The sequence below is a fragment of the Frigoribacterium sp. CFBP 13707 genome, from assembly GCF_014842245.1.
In the GTDB taxonomy this organism is placed as follows: Bacteria; Actinomycetota; Actinomycetes; order Actinomycetales; family Microbacteriaceae; genus Frigoribacterium; species Frigoribacterium endophyticum.
On the sequence record NZ_JACYVL010000003.1, the window covers coordinates 284,653 to 301,713 of the forward strand.

At 71.0% G+C, this 17,061-nt stretch carries 16 protein-coding genes; 7 read left to right on the forward strand and 9 right to left on the reverse strand.

Features of this window, described 5'->3' with window-relative positions; genetic code table 11:
* Positions 1-26 precede the first annotated feature (26 nt).
* A complete protein-coding gene (locus IFT45_RS08330; RefSeq protein ID WP_371810920.1) occupies positions 27-995 on the forward strand; it encodes a heme A synthase in 969 nt (322 codons plus the stop codon).
* A gap of 57 nt (positions 996-1,052) precedes the next feature.
* Here the strand turns inward: IFT45_RS08330 and IFT45_RS08335 are convergent, their stop codons facing one another.
* Both IFT45_RS08335 and IFT45_RS08340 read right to left on the reverse strand, forming a co-directional pair.
* Positions 1,053-1,499 carry a GNAT family N-acetyltransferase gene (locus tag IFT45_RS08335; protein WP_192045704.1) on the reverse strand — a complete coding sequence of 149 codons (447 nt, stop codon included), beginning with the start codon at positions 1,497-1,499 and terminating at the stop codon, positions 1,053-1,055.
* A 4-nt stretch (positions 1,500-1,503) separates the two neighbouring features.
* Positions 1,504-2,427, reverse strand: a complete 924-nt coding sequence (locus IFT45_RS08340; protein ID WP_056054843.1) for a heme o synthase — start codon at positions 2,425-2,427, stop codon at positions 1,504-1,506.
* 299 nt (positions 2,428-2,726) lie between these two features.
* On the opposite strand from IFT45_RS08340, the gene tkt reads away from it, so the two are divergent.
* From tkt to pgl, 6 genes are all read left to right on the forward strand, one after another.
* Positions 2,727-4,820 carry a transketolase gene (tkt, locus tag IFT45_RS08345; protein WP_056054840.1) on the forward strand — a complete coding sequence of 698 codons (2,094 nt, stop codon included), beginning with the start codon at positions 2,727-2,729 and terminating at the stop codon, positions 4,818-4,820.
* 26 nt (positions 4,821-4,846) lie between these two features.
* Entirely contained in the window at positions 4,847-5,977 is a 1,131-nt protein-coding gene (tal, locus tag IFT45_RS08350) for a transaldolase (RefSeq protein ID WP_167259197.1), read from the forward strand.
* Entirely contained in the window at positions 5,974-7,569 is a 1,596-nt protein-coding gene (locus tag IFT45_RS08355) for a glucose-6-phosphate isomerase (protein WP_192127645.1), read from the forward strand. Before tal ends, IFT45_RS08355 begins: the two co-directional genes overlap by 4 nt.
* Positions 7,570-7,643: 74 nt before the next feature.
* A complete protein-coding gene (gene zwf / locus IFT45_RS08360; RefSeq protein ID WP_056054834.1) occupies positions 7,644-9,179 on the forward strand; it encodes a glucose-6-phosphate dehydrogenase in 1,536 nt (511 codons plus the stop codon).
* Complete coding sequence (locus IFT45_RS08365) at positions 9,176-10,123, forward strand: glucose-6-phosphate dehydrogenase assembly protein OpcA (RefSeq protein ID WP_056054831.1); 948 nt, start codon at positions 9,176-9,178, stop codon at positions 10,121-10,123. Before zwf ends, IFT45_RS08365 begins: the two co-directional genes overlap by 4 nt.
* A 14-nt stretch (positions 10,124-10,137) precedes the next feature.
* Entirely contained in the window at positions 10,138-10,908 is a 771-nt protein-coding gene (gene pgl / locus IFT45_RS08370; RefSeq protein ID WP_056054829.1) for a 6-phosphogluconolactonase, read from the forward strand.
* Between the two features lie 160 nt (positions 10,909-11,068).
* On the opposite strand, the gene IFT45_RS08375 is transcribed toward pgl, so the two are convergent.
* The 7 genes from IFT45_RS08375 to rapZ all read right to left on the reverse strand — a co-directional run bounded on the left by IFT45_RS08375 (position 11,069) and on the right by rapZ (position 17,027).
* Positions 11,069-11,425 carry an RNA polymerase-binding protein RbpA gene (locus IFT45_RS08375; protein ID WP_056054826.1) on the reverse strand — a complete coding sequence of 119 codons (357 nt, stop codon included), beginning with the start codon at positions 11,423-11,425 and terminating at the stop codon, positions 11,069-11,071.
* Complete coding sequence (gene secG / locus IFT45_RS08380; protein ID WP_056054823.1) at positions 11,425-11,676, reverse strand: preprotein translocase subunit SecG; 252 nt, start codon at positions 11,674-11,676, stop codon at positions 11,425-11,427. The genes IFT45_RS08375 and secG overlap by 1 nt, the downstream gene beginning before the upstream one ends.
* A gap of 99 nt (positions 11,677-11,775) precedes the next feature.
* Positions 11,776-12,564 carry a triose-phosphate isomerase gene (gene tpiA / locus IFT45_RS08385; RefSeq protein ID WP_056054820.1) on the reverse strand — a complete coding sequence of 263 codons (789 nt, stop codon included), beginning with the start codon at positions 12,562-12,564 and terminating at the stop codon, positions 11,776-11,778.
* Positions 12,558-13,769 carry a phosphoglycerate kinase gene (pgk, locus tag IFT45_RS08390; protein ID WP_192127647.1) on the reverse strand — a complete coding sequence of 404 codons (1,212 nt, stop codon included), beginning with the start codon at positions 13,767-13,769 and terminating at the stop codon, positions 12,558-12,560. Before pgk ends, tpiA begins: the two co-directional genes overlap by 7 nt.
* Positions 13,770-13,856: 87 nt before the next feature.
* On the reverse strand, positions 13,857-14,861 hold the full coding sequence (gene gap, locus IFT45_RS08395) for a type I glyceraldehyde-3-phosphate dehydrogenase (protein WP_056054816.1): 1,005 nt from the start codon (positions 14,859-14,861) through the stop codon (positions 13,857-13,859).
* 162 nt (positions 14,862-15,023) lie between these two features.
* Positions 15,024-16,004, reverse strand: coding sequence for a DNA-binding protein WhiA (gene whiA / locus IFT45_RS08400; RefSeq protein WP_056054813.1), 981 nt, complete (start codon positions 16,002-16,004; stop codon positions 15,024-15,026).
* A 141-nt stretch (positions 16,005-16,145) separates the two neighbouring features.
* Positions 16,146-17,027, reverse strand: coding sequence for an RNase adapter RapZ (gene rapZ / locus IFT45_RS08405; RefSeq protein ID WP_056054810.1), 882 nt, complete (start codon positions 17,025-17,027; stop codon positions 16,146-16,148).
* Positions 17,028-17,061: the final 34 nt, after the last annotated feature.

Below are 17,061 nucleotides of genomic sequence, written 5' to 3' on the forward strand. Positions count from 1 at the left end.
CTGAAATCGACGAAAGGCAGGAGACTGTGAGCAAGGCAGACCAGACCACCCAGGGCGTGCTGTCGAGAGCCTGGGCGTGGCTGCCCACGACGGTCGACTCGCGGGTGCGCTTCATCGCCTGGGCGTCGCTCGTCTGCCAGGTCCTGCTGATCGGCACCGGAGGCGCGGTGCGGCTCACCGGGTCCGGCCTGGGCTGCCCGACGTGGCCGCGCTGCACCGACGACTCCTTCGTATCGACGCCCGAGATGGGCATCCACGGCGTCATCGAGTTCGGCAACCGGCTGCTGACCTTCGTGCTCACGCTCGTCGTCATCCTCGCCTTCCTCGCCGTGCTGCGCATCCGCAGGGTGCGCCCTGAGCTCTTCCGCATCACCCTCGTCCAGGGACTCAGCATCCCGTTCCAGGCGGTCCTCGGCGGCATCACCGTCCTGACGGGCCTGAACCCGTACATCGTGGGGGCGCACTTCGTGGTGTCCGTCGTGCTGGTCGCCCTGACGACGGTGCTGGTGTACCGGGTGCTGCACGGTCCTCGCGGCACCCGCGCCGCGACTCCCCGGGGCTACGCCCTCCTGGCGCGGGCGGCGGCCGTCGTCGTGGCCGTCACTGTCGTCGTCGGCATCCTCACGACCGGCGCCGGGCCGCACGCCGGCGACGCCGCGACCCCCCGCAACGGCCTCGCTCCCGAGGTCATGGAGCACGTGCACAGCTGGCCCGCCTACGCGACCCTGCTGCTCACCGTCGCGCTCGTCGCCTGGACCCTCCGCGCGGGCCTCCCCCGGCGCTTCCCGCTCCTGCTGCTCGCCGTGGAGGTCGTGCAGATCGCCGTCGGGCTGCTCCAGGCCCGCACGGGGCTGCCGCCCGTGCTCGTCGGCAGCCACATGGTGCTGGCCGCGCTCCTCGTCGCCGCGATGACGGCCGTGCTGCTCTCCCTGACGAACGACCAGCAGCCCGACGAGGTCGAGGCGCCCGTCCGTGAGGCCGAGCTCCGCGTCTGACGCTCGCACCGCCTCCTCGGCGCCCTGCCCTGGTCTCGGGGCGGGGCGCCGTCGTCGTCAGCGGCGCAGGTCCAGCCGCATGATCGTGTCGACCCCGTCGTCTGAGACCGGGACGAATCCCAGGCGGCGGTAGAGCGACTCGACGCGGCTCCCCGTCAGCACGTCGAGGGTGACCGTGGGCGTGGTGACGGCGGCGACGGCCTCGGTGACGAGACGGGTGCCGAGGCCCCGGCCGCGCGCCTCCTCACGGAGGTAGAAGTGGCGCAGCCAGGTCGTCCCGCCCTCGGGGTGGACGGCGAGGCAGCCGACGACACGGCCCTCGGCGTCGACGACGACGGTGGTCTCGGACGGGACGAACTCGCGGACGAACCGGGCGCGGTTGTACGACGGGCGCCAGACGCCCGCCCGCTCGAGGTCGTCGCGGAGGGCGTGGAGCTTCAGGTCGGCCAGGGCGTCGACGTCGCCGGGGCGCGCCGGACGCGTGGACCAGCCGGGGGCGGGCACGGGCCTAGAAGGGCAGGAGCGGGTCGACGCCCACGGCCAGGAAGAGCAGCGTCAGGTAGGTGATGGAGCTGTGGAAGACGCGCATGGGACGGACCTCGGCGACCTGCTGGATGGCACGGCTGTAGAGACGGTGGGACTCCCAGATGAACCAGGCGCCGCTCGCGGCGGCGACCACGGTGTAGAGCACGCCCATGCCGGCCACCGGGACGAGGAGCAGCGAGCAGGCGACCGTGGCCCAGGCGTAGAGGATAACCTGCAGTCCGACCAGCGAGCGACCCCGCACGACGGCGAGCATCGGGACGTCGGCGGCGGCGTAGTCGTCGCGGTACTTCATCGACAGCGGCCAGTAGTGCGGCGGTGTCCAGAGGAAGATCACCATGAAGAGGATGACGGGGGGCCAGCTCAGGTCGTTCGTCACGGCCGCCCAGCCGATCAGGACGGGCATGCAGCCGGCGATGCCGCCCCAGACGATGTTCTGCGGGGTGCGGCGCTTGAGCCAGAGGGTGTAGACGACGACGTAGAAGAGGATCGCGCCGAGCGAGAGGGCCGCCGACAGCAGGTTGACGGTGAGGGCCAGCCAGACGATGGAGGCGACGCCCACCACGTACGAGAAGACGAGCGCCTCGCGGTCGGTCACCTCGCCGGTGACGAGGGGGCGGCCCTGGGTCCGCTTCATGATGCGGTCGATGTCGCGGTCGATGTAGCAGTTGAACGCGGAGGCCGAGCCGGCGCTGAGCGCCCCGCCGACGAGGGTGGCGAGCACGAGCCAGAGATTCGGGACGCCGCCCTGGGCCAGGAACATCGTCGGGGCCGTCGTGACGAGCAGGAGCTCCATCACGCGGGGCTTGGTGAGGGCCACGTACGCTCGAGCCTTGCGACGGAAGCCCCGGGGTGCGGTGTCGGGGCGGGTGTCGATGGCTGCGGTCATGAGTCCTCTAACGAGACGAACGGGGTGCCAGGAGAGTATAGGCGATGAACGTCCGCGTTGACACGGCACCGGGCGTCACCTGCGGGCACGCGACCTCGGTACGTCCCTATACTGGCAGGTGCTTGCCAGTTGCACGTCTGCTCCGCGCTGGATTCCCGACACCGGAACGAACACCTCCCTGTCCTGATCTCCACATCGTTGTGAACGTGCGGCCGCAGCCGACGACGTCTCGGCAGGCGCATGTCCGCGCGGGTCCGCATCGACCCCGCGCAGTTCGCAACAAGAAGGGTCAACTTCCAGTGGCAGATCTGCAATGGGAATCCATCGACAACAAGGCCGTCGACACCGTCCGCGTGCTCGCGGCCGACGCCGTGGAGAAGGTCGGCAACGGCCACCCCGGCACGGCGATGAGCCTCGCGCCCGCCGCGTACCTCCTCTTCCAGAAGGTCATGCGTCGTGACCCGAGCGACAGCGAGTGGATCGGTCGCGACCGCTTCGTGCTCTCGGTGGGCCACAGCTCGCTGACCCAGTACGTGCAGTTCTACCTGGGCGGCTACGGCCTCGAGCTCGACGACCTCAAGGCGCTCCGCACCTGGGGCAGCAAGACCCCCGGCCACCCCGAGTACGGCCACACCGACGGCGTCGAGATCACGACCGGTCCCCTGGGCCAGGGCCTCGCCTCCGCCGTGGGCATGGCGTACGCCGCCCGCTTCGAGCGCGGCCTCTTCGACCCCGAGGCCGCCGTCGGCACCTCGCCGTTCGACCACTTCGTCTACGTCATCGCCGGTGACGGCGACCTGCAGGAGGGCGTCACCAGCGAGGCCTCCTCGCTCGCCGGCCACCAGCAGCTCGGCAACCTCGTCGTGATCTACGACAGCAACCAGATCTCCATCGAGGACGACACGAACATCGCCTTCACGGAGGACGTCCAGAAGCGCTACGAGGCCTACGACTGGCAGGTCCAGGTCGTCGACTGGAAGAAGACCGGCGAGTACGTCGAGGACGTCGCCGCCCTCTTCGAGGCGATCGAGGCCGCCAAGGCCGAGACGAGCAAGCCCTCGCTGATCGTCCTCAAGACCATCATCGGCTGGCCCTCGCCCAAGAAGCAGAACTCCGGCAAGATCCACGGCTCGGCGCTCGGCGCCGAGGAGCTCGCGGGCCTGAAGGAGGTCCTGGGCTTCGACCCGGAGAAGACCTTCGACGTCGACCCCGCCGTGCTCGAGCACACCCGCGGCGCCGTCGAGCGCGGCCAGGCGCAGCACGCCGAGTGGCGCACCTCCTTCGACGCGTGGGCCACGGCCAACCCCGAGAAGAAGGTCCTCCTCGACCGCGTCCTCACGGGCGAGCTGCCCGAGGGGCTCGACGAGGCCCTCCCGGTCTTCCCCGCCGACAAGGAGGTGTCGACGCGTGCCGCCTCCGGCAAGGTGATCAACGCCATCGCCGGCGTCGTCCCCGAGTTCTGGGGCGGCTCGGCCGACCTCGCCGAGTCGAACCTGACGACCATCGCGGGCGGCGGCTCGTTCGTCCCCACCGAGTGGTCCACCCACGAGTGGCAGGGCAACCCCTACGGCCGCGTCCTGCACTTCGGCATCCGCGAGCACGCCATGGGCTCGATCATGAACGGCATCGCCCTGCACGGCAACACGCGCGTGTTCGGCGGCACCTTCCTCATCTTCAGCGACTACATGCGCCCCGCCGTGCGTCTCGCCGCGCTGATGAAGTCGCCCGTCACCTACGTCTGGACCCACGACTCCGTGGCCCTCGGCGAGGACGGCCCGACCCACCAGCCGATCGAGCAGCTCGCCGCCCTCCGCGCGATCCCCGACTTCGACGTGGTCCGCCCCGCCGACGCCAACGAGACCGCGTGGGCCTGGAAGACCATCCTCGACCGCCACAGCGGCCCCGCCGGCCTGGCGCTGAGCCGTCAGAACCTGCCGGTCTTCGAGCGCGGCACCGGCGACGCGGAGGGCGAGACCTTCGCCTCCGCCGCCAACGTCGCCAAGGGCGCCTACGTGCTCGCCGAGGCCCCGGGCGGCACGCCCGACGTGATCCTCATCGCGACCGGCTCCGAGGTCCAGATCGCCGTCGAGGCCCGTGAGGTCCTCCGTGGCGAGGGCGTGAACGCCCGCGTCGTCTCGGCTCCGAGCCTCGAGTGGTTCGACGAGCAGGACGCCGCGTACAAGGAGGCCGTGCTCCCCGCGGCCGTCAAGGCCCGCGTCTCGATCGAGGCCGGTGTGGCCATGCCGTGGCGCGGCATCGTCGGCGACGCCGGTCGCAGCGTGTCGATCGAGCACTTCGGTGCCTCGGCCGACTACAAGACGCTCTACCGCGAGTTCGGCATCACCACCGAAGCCGCCGTCGCCGCCGCCAAGGACTCGCTGGCCGCTCTCTGAGCGCCGGCAGAAAAGAGAAGAACGACATGACCGATTCGAACACCGCACAGCTCTCCGCCGCCGGCGTCAGCATCTGGCTCGACGACCTCTCGCGTGAGCGCATCAACTCGGGCGGGCTGCAGAAGCTCATCGCCGAGCGCAACGTCGTGGGCGTCACGACCAACCCGACGATCTTCGCCTCGGCCCTCGCCAAGGGCGAGGCCTACGACGACCAGGTCGCCCTCCTCGCCAAGACCGGCGTCAGCGTGACCGACGCCGTCTTCGAGATCACGACGGACGACGTCACCCGCGCGAGCGACATCTTCCGCGAGATCTACGACACGACGAACGGCTTCGACGGCCGCGTGTCGATCGAGGTCGAGCCGGGCCTGGCCCACGACGCGAAGGGCACCGTCGACCAGGCGATCAAGCTCGCCGCCAAGGTCGGTCGCCCCAACGCGCTCATCAAGATCCCGGCGACCGTCGAGGGCCTCGAGGCCATCACCGCCGTCATCGCGCAGGGCATCAGCGTCAACGTCACGCTGATCTTCAGCCTCGAGCGCTACCGCGCCGTCATCAACGCCTACCTCACCGGTCTCGAGCAGGCCAAGGCCGCCGGCATCGACATCAGCGAGATCCACTCGGTGGCGTCCTTCTTCGTGTCGCGTGTCGACACCGAGATCGACAAGCGCCTCGACGCCGTCGGCACCGACGAGGCCACGGCCCTCAAGGGCAAGGCGGGCGTCGCGAACGCCCAGCTGGCCTACGAGGTGTACACCCAGGCCTTCGCGACCGAGCGTGCCGCGGGCCTGCTCGCCGCCGGCGCCAACAAGCAGCGTCCGCTCTGGGCGTCGACCGGCGTCAAGGACCCGGCCGTCCTCGACACCACCTACGTCGTCGAGCTCGTCGCGCAGGACGTCGTCAACACCATGCCGGAGAAGACGCTCGAGGCGACGTTCGACCACGGCGAGATCCGTGGCGACACGATCTCGTCGTCGTACGCCTCGGCGAACGAGGTCATGGACGCGATCGCGGCCCAGGGCGTCTCGTACGACGAGGTCACCGAGCTGCTCGAGAAGGAGGGCGTCGAGAAGTTCATCGTCTCCTGGAACGAGCTGCTCGACACCGTCAGCGCTGCCCTCGAGGCAGCCGTCCCGACGGCCGGCTCCGCCGAGTGACCATCTCGATCGCTGTCCGCGGCGACGCCGCGGCCGCGGTCGAGCGGGTCGTCCCGCAGCTGGTCGGCGACCTCGTCGCCTCGGGCATCACGGCTCAGGTCCCCACCCTGTGGGGGCCCGAGGCGGAGCCCGAGGCGGCGCGGCGCCTCGGCTGGACCGAGGCCGTCGCCGTCTCGACGCCGCTCCTGGCCGAGATCGAGTCGCTCCGTGAGGAGCTCCGCACTCGTGGTCTCGACCATGTCGTCCTCTCGGGCATGGGTGGCTCCTCCCTCGCTCCCGAGGTGATCGCCCGGACCGCGGGCGTCGAGCTCACGGTGGTCGACGCCACGGAACCGGGGCAGGTACGACGGGCCCTGGGCGATCGTCTCGACCGCACCGTCCTCGTGGTGTCGTCGAAGTCCGGCTCGACGGTGGAGACCGACGCGCACCTCCGTGCCTGGACCGCCGCGTTCGACGCGGCAGGCCTCGACGCTGCCGAGCGCATCGTCGTCGTCACCGACCCGGGGTCTCCCCTGGAGGCCCGGGCTCGCGAGGCCGGGCACCGCGTGTTCCTGGCCGACCCCACGGTGGGCGGTCGCTTCTCCGCCCTCACGGCCTTCGGCCTCGTCCCGGCCGGTCTCGCCGGCGCCGACGTCCGGTCGCTGCTGTCCGAGGCCGGTGCGGTCTCGGTCGAGCTGGCGCAGGACGACGAGACCAACCCGGGCCTCGTGCTCGGCGCGGTGCTCGCCGGCACCTCTCCCCTCCGCGACAAGATCGCGCTTGTCGCCGACGGGACGCACATCGTCGGGCTCGCCGACTGGGCCGAGCAGCTCCTCGCCGAGTCGACGGGCAAGCGCGGGCGCGGCCTCCTCCCCGTCGTCGTCGGCCCTGGTGGTCGCGAGGTCCGGGGCGATCTCGCCGACGTCCAGATCATCCGCCTCGTGGCGGACGAGCTGGAGACCTTCGACGTGGCCGAGGGCGAGGTCGAGGTCTCCGCGTCGCTGGGCGGCCACTTCCTGCTCTGGCAGTACGCCGTCGCCGTCGCGGGTCGTCTCCTGGGCATCGACCCCTTCGACCAGCCCGACGTCGAGTCGGCGAAGGAGGCCACCCGGGAGCTGCTCACCGCTCGGCCCGAGACCGTGCCCCCCGCGTTCGTCTCGGGCGGCGTCGCCGTGCGTGCCTCGTCGGGGCTCGTCGTCGGTGGCTCGCTCGAGTCCGCCGTCGCCGCCCTGCTCGCGGAGCTGCCGGCGGACGGCTACGTCGCGATCCAGGCCTACGTCGACCGCCACGCGCACGCTGACCTGCTCGCGCTCCGCGAGTGGACCGCCGAGCGCGCCGAGCGGCCGACGACCTTCGGCTGGGGGCCCCGCTTCCTCCACTCGACGGGCCAGTACCACAAGGGCGGTCCGGCGACGGGGGTGTTCCTCCAGATCGTCCAGGGCACCGACGACGACCTCGCCGTGCCCGGCGCGCCCTTCACCTTCGGCGAGCTCCTCCACGCGCAGGCGGCGGGGGACGCGGAGGTGCTGGCCGCCCACGGACGGCCGGTGCTCACCCTCACGGTCGACGACCCGTCGGCCCTGCTCCCCGCGCTGCGGGGCGCCCTCCGCTGACGGTGGGCGGGCGCCGCGGCGCCCGCCCACCGTCAGCGGCACGCACACCACGATCACCAAGGAACGAGAGACAGATGTCACCGGTGGAGATCACGCCGGAGTCCAACCCGCTGAGGTTGCCCTCCGACCGCCGTCTGGCTCGCATCGCGGGCCCCAGCGGACTCATCATCTTCGGGGTCACGGGAGACCTCTCCCGCAAGAAGCTGATGCCCGCCGTCTACGACCTCGCCAACCGGGGCCTCCTGCCCCCGGGCTTCGCGCTGGTCGGCTTCGCCCGTCGCGAATGGGAGGGCCAGGACTTCGAGCAGGTCGTCTACGAGGCTGTGAAGCAGTACGCGCGCACCCCCTTCGACGAGGACGTCTGGCGTCAGCTCAAGGAGGGGTTCCGCTTCGTCCAGGGCGTCTTCGACGACGCCGAGGCCTTCACGCGGCTCAAGGACACCATCGAGGAGCTCGACCGTGAGCGGGGCACGATGGGCAACCACGCGTTCTACCTGTCGATCCCGCCCAAGGCCTTCCCGATGGTCACGGAGCAGCTGCGCAACTCCGGCCTGGCGGAGGAGAAGGACGGTGCCTGGCGCCGTGTCGTCATCGAGAAGCCCTTCGGCAGCGACCTCAGGACCGCCCGCGAGCTGAACGCCGTCGTCGAGAGCGTCTTCGACCCCGACTCGGTCTTCAGGATCGACCACTACCTGGGCAAGGAGACGGTGCAGAACCTCCTGACCCTGCGCTTCGCCAACCAGATGTACGAGCCCCTCTGGAACTCGAACTACGTCGACCACGTGCAGATCACCATGGCCGAGGACATCGGCGTCGGCGGTCGGGCCGGCTACTACGACGGCATCGGCGCCGCGCGCGACGTCATCCAGAACCACCTCCTGCAGCTCCTCGCGCTCACCGCGATGGAGGAGCCCGTCACGTTCGAGGCCTCGCACCTCCGTGCCGAGAAGGAGAAGGTCCTCTCGGCCGTCCGCATCCCGGAGGACATCGCGGCCGGCACAGCGCGGGGCCAGTACTCCGGCGGATGGCAGGGCGGTGAGAAGGTCCTCGGCTTCCTCGACGAGGAGGGCATGAACCCCGAGAGCGTCACCGAGACCTTCGCGGCGGTCAAGCTCGAGATCGCGACCCGGCGGTGGGCGGGCGTGCCGTTCTACCTCCGGGCCGGGAAGCGCCTCGGCCGTCGCGTCACCGAGATCGCCGTCGTCTTCAAGCAGGTCCCCGAGAACATCTTCGGGACGCAGACCTCGCTCGGCCAGAACGCCCTCGTCATCCGCGTCCAGCCCGACGAGGGAGTGACCCTCCGCTTCGGCTCGAAGGTGCCCGGCATCGGGACCCAGGTACGCGACGTCACGATGGACTTCGGCTACGGCCACGCGTTCACCGAGGCGAGCCCCGAAGCGTACGAGCGACTCATCCTCGACGTGCTGCTCGGCGATCCCCCGCTCTTCCCCCGTCACGAGGAGGTCGAGCTCTCCTGGCGCATCCTCGACCCGATCGAGGAGTTCTGGGCGACCCAGGGCCAGCCCGAGCAGTACCGCCCCGGCACCTGGGGCCCCCAGTCCGCCGATGACCTGATGGCCCGTGACGGCCGAACCTGGAGGCGTCCGTGATCGTCGACCTGCCCGACAGCACCATCAGCCGCGTCCAGAAGAAGCTGGTCAAGATCCGCGAGGAGGGCGGTGCGGTCGCTCTCGGCCGTGTGCTGACCCTCATCATCTCGACCCACCTCGGCGAGGAGGAAGAGGCCATCGAGGCGGCCAACGAGGCCTCCCGCGAGCACCCGATGCGCGTCATCGTCATCTCCACGTCCCGCGAGGAGACCACCGACGACGCGCGCCTCGACGCGCAGATCCGCGTGGGCGGCGACGCCGGGGCCAGCGAGGTCATCCTCCTGCGCGCCTACGGCGACACCGCGAGCGACGAGGAGGGCCTCGTGACGGGCCTCCTCCTGCCCGACGCGCCCGTCGTGGTGTGGTGGCCCCGTGAGCACCCGGACGTCGTGTCGGAGTCGGCGCTGGGGCGCATCGCGCAGCGGCGCATCACCGACGCGGCCAGCCAGCCCGACCCTCGACGGTCGATCATCGACCTCGGCGGCTCCTACGCCCCCGGCGACACGGACTTCGCCTGGACGCGGCTCACGCTGTGGCGCGCTCAGCTCGCCGCCGTGCTGGACCAGCCGCCCTACGAGCCCGTCATCGGAGTCCAGGTGAGCGGCGCGCCCGACTCCCCCTCGACCGTGCTGCTCGCGGCGTGGCTGCGCCTGCAGCTCCAGGTGACCGTCGAGGGCGACGAGACGATCGGCGCCACCGGCTCGAGCGGCATCCACGGCGTGCGTCTCGTCCGCGACTCCGGCGTCATCGAGCTGGAGCGCTCCGTCGTCGACGTGGCGACGCTGACACAGCCCGGCCAGCCGACGCACGACCTCTCGCTGCCACGCCGGTCGCTCCGTGACTGCCTCGCCGAGGAACTCCGTAGACTCGACGCCGACGACCTCTTCGGGAACGTCGTGAGGAACGGGGTCCGTCTGCTGGACGTCCCCGTCGAGAGCAACTAGGGCAGACTGACACTGTGACGAACGAACGCCGGGTGCTGGTTCACCCTGACAAGGAATCGCTGGGCGCCTCGGTGGCCGCGCGGTTCATCACCAAGATCATCGACGTGATCGAAGAGCAGAACTACGCCTCGGTCGTGGTCAGCGGAGGTTCGGTGAGCACCCTCGTGCTCGCCGCCATCAACGCCTCGCCGGCCCGCGACAGCGTCGACTGGTCGAAGGTCTCGATCTGGTGGGCCGACGAGCGGTGGGTCGAGGCGGGGCACCCCGACCGCAACGACCACCAGGCCGGCATCGACCTGCTCGACCACATCGGGCTGCTGCCCGAGAACGTGCACCGGTTCGCCGCCGTCGGCGACGCAGCCGACGTCGAGGCCGCCGCGGAGCTGTACCGCCGAGAGCTGCACGAGCACGCTCAGGCTGACGACCTCGCTCCGCGCTTCGACATCACCCTGCTCGGCGTCGGCCCCGACGGCCACGTCGCGTCGCTCTTCCCCGACGCACCGCAGGTGCGGATGACGGAGCCCACGGTCCTGGTCGTCGAGGACTCCCCCAAGCCCCCGCCCGTGCGGCTCACGCTGAGCCTGCCGGTCATCAACGAGTCGCAGCGCGTCTGGATGATCCTCGCCGGGGCCGAGAAGGCCTCGTCGCTGGGGCTCGCCCTCGCCGGCGCCGGCGCAGACCAGGTGCCCGTCGCCGGGGTCAAGGGCCGGAAGCGCACGGTCTTCTTCGTCGACCGCGACGCCGCCGCCGAGGTGCCCGAGAACCTCATCGCCTCCACGTACTGACACGGAACACGGCCGACGCCCCGTCCCTCCTCGCGGGGGGCGGGGCGTCGTCGCGTCCGCTCCTCGTCGGGGCGTGGCGCCCGCCGCCGGGGAGGCGCGGACCACGACGAAGCCCCCTGTCCGACCGGACAGGGGGCTTCGTCGTGGTGTCGCTGGTGGGTCAGGCCTTGCCGCGGCGGACGCGCAGCTGCTGCAGCGCCTCCTCGAGGAGCTGAGCGGCTTCCTCCTCGGTGCGACGCTCCTTCACGTAGGCGAGGTGCGTCTTGTAGGGCTCGAGCTTGGCGACGGTCGGCGGGTTCTCCTTGTCGCGACCGGCGGGGAGGCCCGTGGACGGCGAGTCGACGGTCTCGGGGATCTCGTCGTCGGGAACGTTGGCCGCGAAGTGACGGACGACCTCGTTGCCGAGGGCGTCCCAGTAGGAGATGGTGACTCGCTCGGCGTGGAAGCCGCGGTCCTGTTCGCCCATGGGGCCCGCACCGACGCGGGAGCCACGGATCGCGCTGCCGCCGGAGGCCATCAGCTCACCGCCGAGAACTTGGTGATGAGGCCGAGGACGACGATGCAGGTGATCCACACCAGGCCGAGGAACACGGTGATCCTGTTCAGGTTGCGCTCGGCGACGCCGGACGCCCCGAGGTTGCTCGTGACACCGCCGCCGAACATGTCGGAGAGACCGCCGCCGCGACCGCGGTGCAGCAGGATGAGCAGGGTCAGCAGGAGGCTCGTGATGCCGAGCAACACCTGCAGGATGACCTGGAGAATTTCCACGGAACGCCTTTCGATGCGGTGAGACCGTAGACGAGTATAACCGGAGCGTCGGGTCCGGCGGCTCGCCCGCGCGGGCGGGCTGCCGAACCCGACGTCCCGTCAGACGCCGACGTGCGAGCGGAAGCGGACGATGCTCGTGAACTCCGAGACGTCGAGGCTGGCTCCGCCGACCAGGGCGCCGTCGACGTCGGGCTCCCGCAGGAACGACGCGATGTTGGTCGACTTCACGGAGCCGCCGTAGAGGACGCGCGTCGAGGCGGCCCGGTCGGGGCCGGCGATCTCGACGAGCGCCTGGCGCAGGGCGGCGCAGACCTGCTGCGCCTGCTCGGGCGTCGCAGCCTGACCGGAGCCGATGGCCCAGACCGGCTCGTAGGCGACGACGATCTCGGCGTCGGCGGGGACCTCCGCCAGGGAGGCGCGGAGCTGGGCCACGGGGACCGCGCTCGGACCGTGCTCCTCCAGGTCGGCCGCGGTCTCGCCGACGCAGATCATCGGCACGAGGCCGTGGCGGTGGGCCGCCGCGACCTTGCTCGCGACGACGTCGTCGCCCTCGGCGTGGAGGGTGCGACGCTCCGAGTGCCCCACGAGCACGTACTGCACGTCGAGGGCCCGCAGGAACGCCCCGGAGATCTCGCCGGTGTAGGCGCCGGAGTCGTGGCTCGAGAGGTCCTGGGCGCCGAGGCCCAGCTCGAGCTTGTCGGCGTCGAGCAGCGTCTGCACGCTGCGGAGGTCGGTCGCGGGCGGGAAGACGACCGCCTCGACCGAGGAGAAGTCGTGCTTGGCGTCCTTGAGGCTCCAGGCGAGCTTCTGGACGAAGGCGATCGCCTGCAGGTGATCGAGGTTCATCTTCCAGTTGCCGGCGATCAGGGGCGTGCGCGTGGTCACCATCCGAGGACCTCCAGTCCGGGGAGCGTCTTGCCCTCGAGGAACTCGAGGCTGGCTCCACCACCGGTGGAGATGTGTCCGAACTGGTCGTCCGTGAAGCCGAGGGAGCGCACCGCGGAGGCGGAGTCGCCTCCGCCGACGACGGCCAGCCCGTCCACCTCCGTCAGCGCCTGCGCGACGACGCGGGTGCCCGTGGCGAAGGCGTCGAACTCGAAGACGCCCATGGGGCCGTTCCAGAAGACCGTCGACGACGAGGAGATGATCTCCGCGAAGGCCGCCGCGGTGTCGGGCCCGATGTCGAGCCCGAGGGCCTCCGGGCCGAGCTCGGACGACTCGATGCCGTCCACGGCGACCGTGGTGTGCTCGGCGTCGGCGGCGAAGGCCGAGGCGACGACGACGTCGGTGGGCAGCACGAGGCGGACCCCGCGCTCCTGCGCCTCGGCGACGTAGCCGCGGACGCGGTCGAGCTGGTCGGCCTCCAGGAGGCTCTTGCCGACCGGGTGCCCCTGGGCGGCCAGGAAGGTGAAGAGCATGCCGCCACCGATGAGGAGCGAGTCGACGCGCGGCAGGAGGTGCTCGATCACGCCGAGCTTGTCGCTGACCTTCGAGCCTCCGAGGACGACGGCGTAGGGGCGTTCGGGCTTCTCGGTCAGGCGCTCCAGGACCTCGAGCTCGGCGGAGATGAGCGTGCCCGCGGCGCTCGGCAGCAGCTGCGGGAGCTCATAGACGCTGGCCTGCTCGCGGTGCACGACGCCGAAGCCGTCGGAGACGAAGACGTCGCCCAGCTGTGCGAGCTGCTCCGCGAACGCGCGGCGCTCCCCCGCGTCCTTCGACGTCTCGGCGGCGCTGAAGCGGAGGTTCTCAAGGACGGTCACCTGACCGTCCTCGAGCTGGTCGACCGCGGCGGTGGCGTCGTCGCCGACCGTCTGGGCGACGAAGCCGACGCTCTTGCCGAGCAGCTCGCTGAGCCGCTGGGCCACGGGCCGGAGGCTGTACTTCTCGACCGGCTGACCGTCGGGTCGGCCCAGGTGGGAGATGACGACGACTCGTGCTCCCTGGTCGAGGAGCTGGTTCAGGGTCTGCAGCGACGCGCGGACGCGGCCGTCGTCGGTGATCTCGCCGTCCGCGAGGGGGACGTTGAGGTCGCACCGGACGATGACGCGCCTCCCGCCCAGGTCTCCGAGCTGATCGAGGGTACGGAGGGTCATTCTCGTTCTCTTCTCTGCGACGGAGGCGGTCAGGCTCGTGCCTGACCGCCTCCGGGGGGTTCGTGCTGGGGGGTGTTCGCTGACCGGCTAGAGGCGGTCGGCCACGTACTCGGTGAGGTCGACGAGGCGGTTCGAGTAGCCCCACTCGTTGTCGTACCACGACGTGATCTTCACCATGTTGCCGATGACCTTCGTCAGGCCCGAGTCGTAGATCGACGAGTGCGGGTCGGTGGTGATGTCGCTGGAGACCAGCGGGTCCTCCGAGTAGGCCAGGATGCCCTTCAGCTCGCCCTCGGCAGCGGCCTTGTAGGCGGCGTTGATCTGCTCGACCGTGACGGGGGTCGAGGTCTCGAGGGTGACGTCGGTGATCGAGCCGGTCGGCACCGGGACCCGCAGCGCGTAGCCGTCGAGCTTGCCGGCGAGCTCGGGGATGACCAGGCCGATGGCCTTGGCCGCACCCGTCGAGGTGGGGACGATGTTGACGGCCGCGGCGCGGGCGCGACGCGGGTCCTTGTGGGGGCCGTCCTGGAGGTTCTGGTCGGCGGTGTACGCGTGCACAGTCGTCATCAGGCCGCGCTCGACGCCGAAGTTGTCGAGGAACACCTTCATCAGGGGCGCCAGGCTGTTCGTGGTGCAGGAGGCGTTCGAGATGATGTGGTGCGAGGCGGGGTCGTAGATGCCCTCGTTGACGCCCAGCACGATGGTCGCGTCGTCGCCCGTGGCGGGCGCGGAGATCAGGACCTTCTTGGCACCGGCGGTGATGTGCTTGCGCGCGTCCTCTGCCTTGGTGAAGAAACCGGTCGACTCGATGACGATGTCGACGCCCAGCTCGCCCCAGGGGAGGTTCGCGGGGTCGCGCTCGGCGAGGACCTTGATCGGCTTGCCGTCGACGACGATCGAGTCGCCGTCGAGCTCGACCGTGGCGTCGAGGCGGCCCGTGATCGAGTCGAACTTGAGGAGGTGCGCGAGGGCCGCGTTGTCGGTGAGGTCGTTGACGGCGACGATCTCGATGTCGGCGCCCTTGGCGAGCGCTGCGCGGAAGTAGTTGCGGCCGATGCGACCGAAGCCGTTGATGCCGATCTTGACGGTCAAGGGAACTCCTGTTGATCAGGCGTCACGGGGACGCGTGGAGGGGGCGGGCGACCAGGCCCTCGGAGGGCTCTCAGACCAGTGCGGTCGGGGAGCCGGACCGTTTGTCACAGTACCAGCCGGGGGTGCGTGTGCGTCGTGATGAGACGTGCCCCGGCCGTGCCCCTAGCGGAGGTCGAGGTCGGAGGGCAGGCTGGCCTCCGTGCCGGCGACCCCGAGGTCGGAGGCCTTCTTGTCGGCCATGGCCAGGAGGCGACGGATGCGGCCGGCGACGGCGTCCTTCGTCATCGGCGGGTCGGCGTGGTGGCCGAGCTCGTCGAGGCTGGCGTCGCGGTGGGCGAGGCGCAGGCGGCCCGCGTAGGCGAGGTGCTCGGGGATGTCGTCACCGAGGAGCTGCATGGCGCGCTCGACGCGGGCGCAGGCGGCCACGGCGGCCTCGGCGGAGCGCCGCAGGTTGGCGTCGTCGAAGTTGACCAGGCGGTTGGCGGTGGCACGCACCTCGCGGCGCTGGCGCATCTCCTCCCACTCCCCCACGCTCTTGTGGGCTCCCATGACGGCGAGCATGGCGCTGATCGCCTCGCCGTCACGGACGAGGACGCGGTGCACGCCCCGGACCTCGCGGGCCTTCGCGGGCACGCCGAGCCGACCCGCCGCGCCGACGAGGGCCATCGCGGCCTCGTTGCCGGGGCAGACCACCTCGAGCGAGGCGGAGCGCCCGGGGTCGGTCAACGACCCCTGAGCGAGGAAGGCTCCGCGCCAGATCGCGGCCAGGTCGTCGCGCGACCCCGTCGTCAGCCGGTTCGGCAGCCCGCGGACGGGACGACGACGCTGGTCCATCAGGCCGGTCTGCCGGGCGAGCGTCTCGCCCGCCTCGTGGACCCGCACGAGGTAGTGCGCCGTGCGCCGGGCACCGGAGGCCCCGATCATCGAGACGTCGCTCCGGGCGCCGTAGAGCTCGGCGAGGTCCTTCCGGACCCGACGGGCGATGGCGGGGCTGTCGAGCTCGGCCTCCACCGCGATGCGCCCCGAGATGACGTGCAGCCCGCCGGCGAACCGCAGTATCGTCGCCACCTCGGCGGCGCGCACGGTCGTGCGGGTCACCTCGACCTTGGCGAGCTCTTCTTTGACGTCGGCGGTCTGTGCCACAGGTGCGGGTCCTTGTCTCTGTCGATGGTCGACGAGGCCACGGGGGCGTGCCTCCGGGGCTCGGTCGTCGAGGGGTGTCGGGCTGGTGGCGACGCCGTCAGGTCGGACGGACGGCCGGTGCCCGTCGGTGCGGACCCCGGCTCACTCACGACCGAGGTCGCGGTGCTTCACGCTGACGGCGACGCCGGGGAGGTCACGCAGGATCGCGGCCAGTTCGCCCACGAGGGTGACCGATCGGTGCTTGCCGCCCGTGCAGCCAATGGCGATCGTAGCGTGTCTCTTGTTCTCGCGCTGATAGCCGGCGAGCACCGGGCGGAGGGCCGCCGCGAAGGAGTCGACGAACTCGCGGGCGCCGTCCTGCGCCATCACGTAGCTCGTGACCGGCTCGTCGAGACCGTTCTGCGAGCGGAGCTCGGGCACCCAGAACGGGTTGGGGAGGAACCGCGCGTCGCCCACGCTGTCGGCGTCCGCGGGCAGGCCGTACTTGAAGCCGAAGCTGAGGACGGTCACCTGCACGCCGGGCCGCTCGGACTCGGCGAAACGCTCCGTCACGGCCGTCGCGAGCTGGTGGATGTTGAGCTCGGACGTGTCGATGATCACGTCGCTCGTCTCCCGCAGCTCCTCCATCCGGGCCCGCTCGGCGAGGATCCCGTCCAGCAGCGTGCCGTCGCCCTGGAGCGGGTGCGGCCGGCGGACCTGCTCGAACCGACGCACGAGCACGGCGTCGGTCGCGTCGAGGAAGAGGACCCGCACCTTGCTGGGCATGCTCTCGCGGAGCGTGCGCACCGCCTCCTGGGCCTCGGAGAAGAGGCGCCCGCCCCGGACGTCGACGACGGCGGCGATCTTCGGGAGGGAGTCCCCCGCACGCTCGGCGAGGTCGAGCAGCGGTCGGAGCATCTGGGCGGGCAGGTTGTCGACGACGTACCAGCCCAGGTCCTCCAGGGCGTTGCCGACGGTCGAGCGACCGGCCCCGGACATGCCGGAGACGATGAGGACCTCTTGCTGTTCTGACGCGTCGCTCATGGGGAGGTGACCTTCGATCGTGTCGGCACGGGGT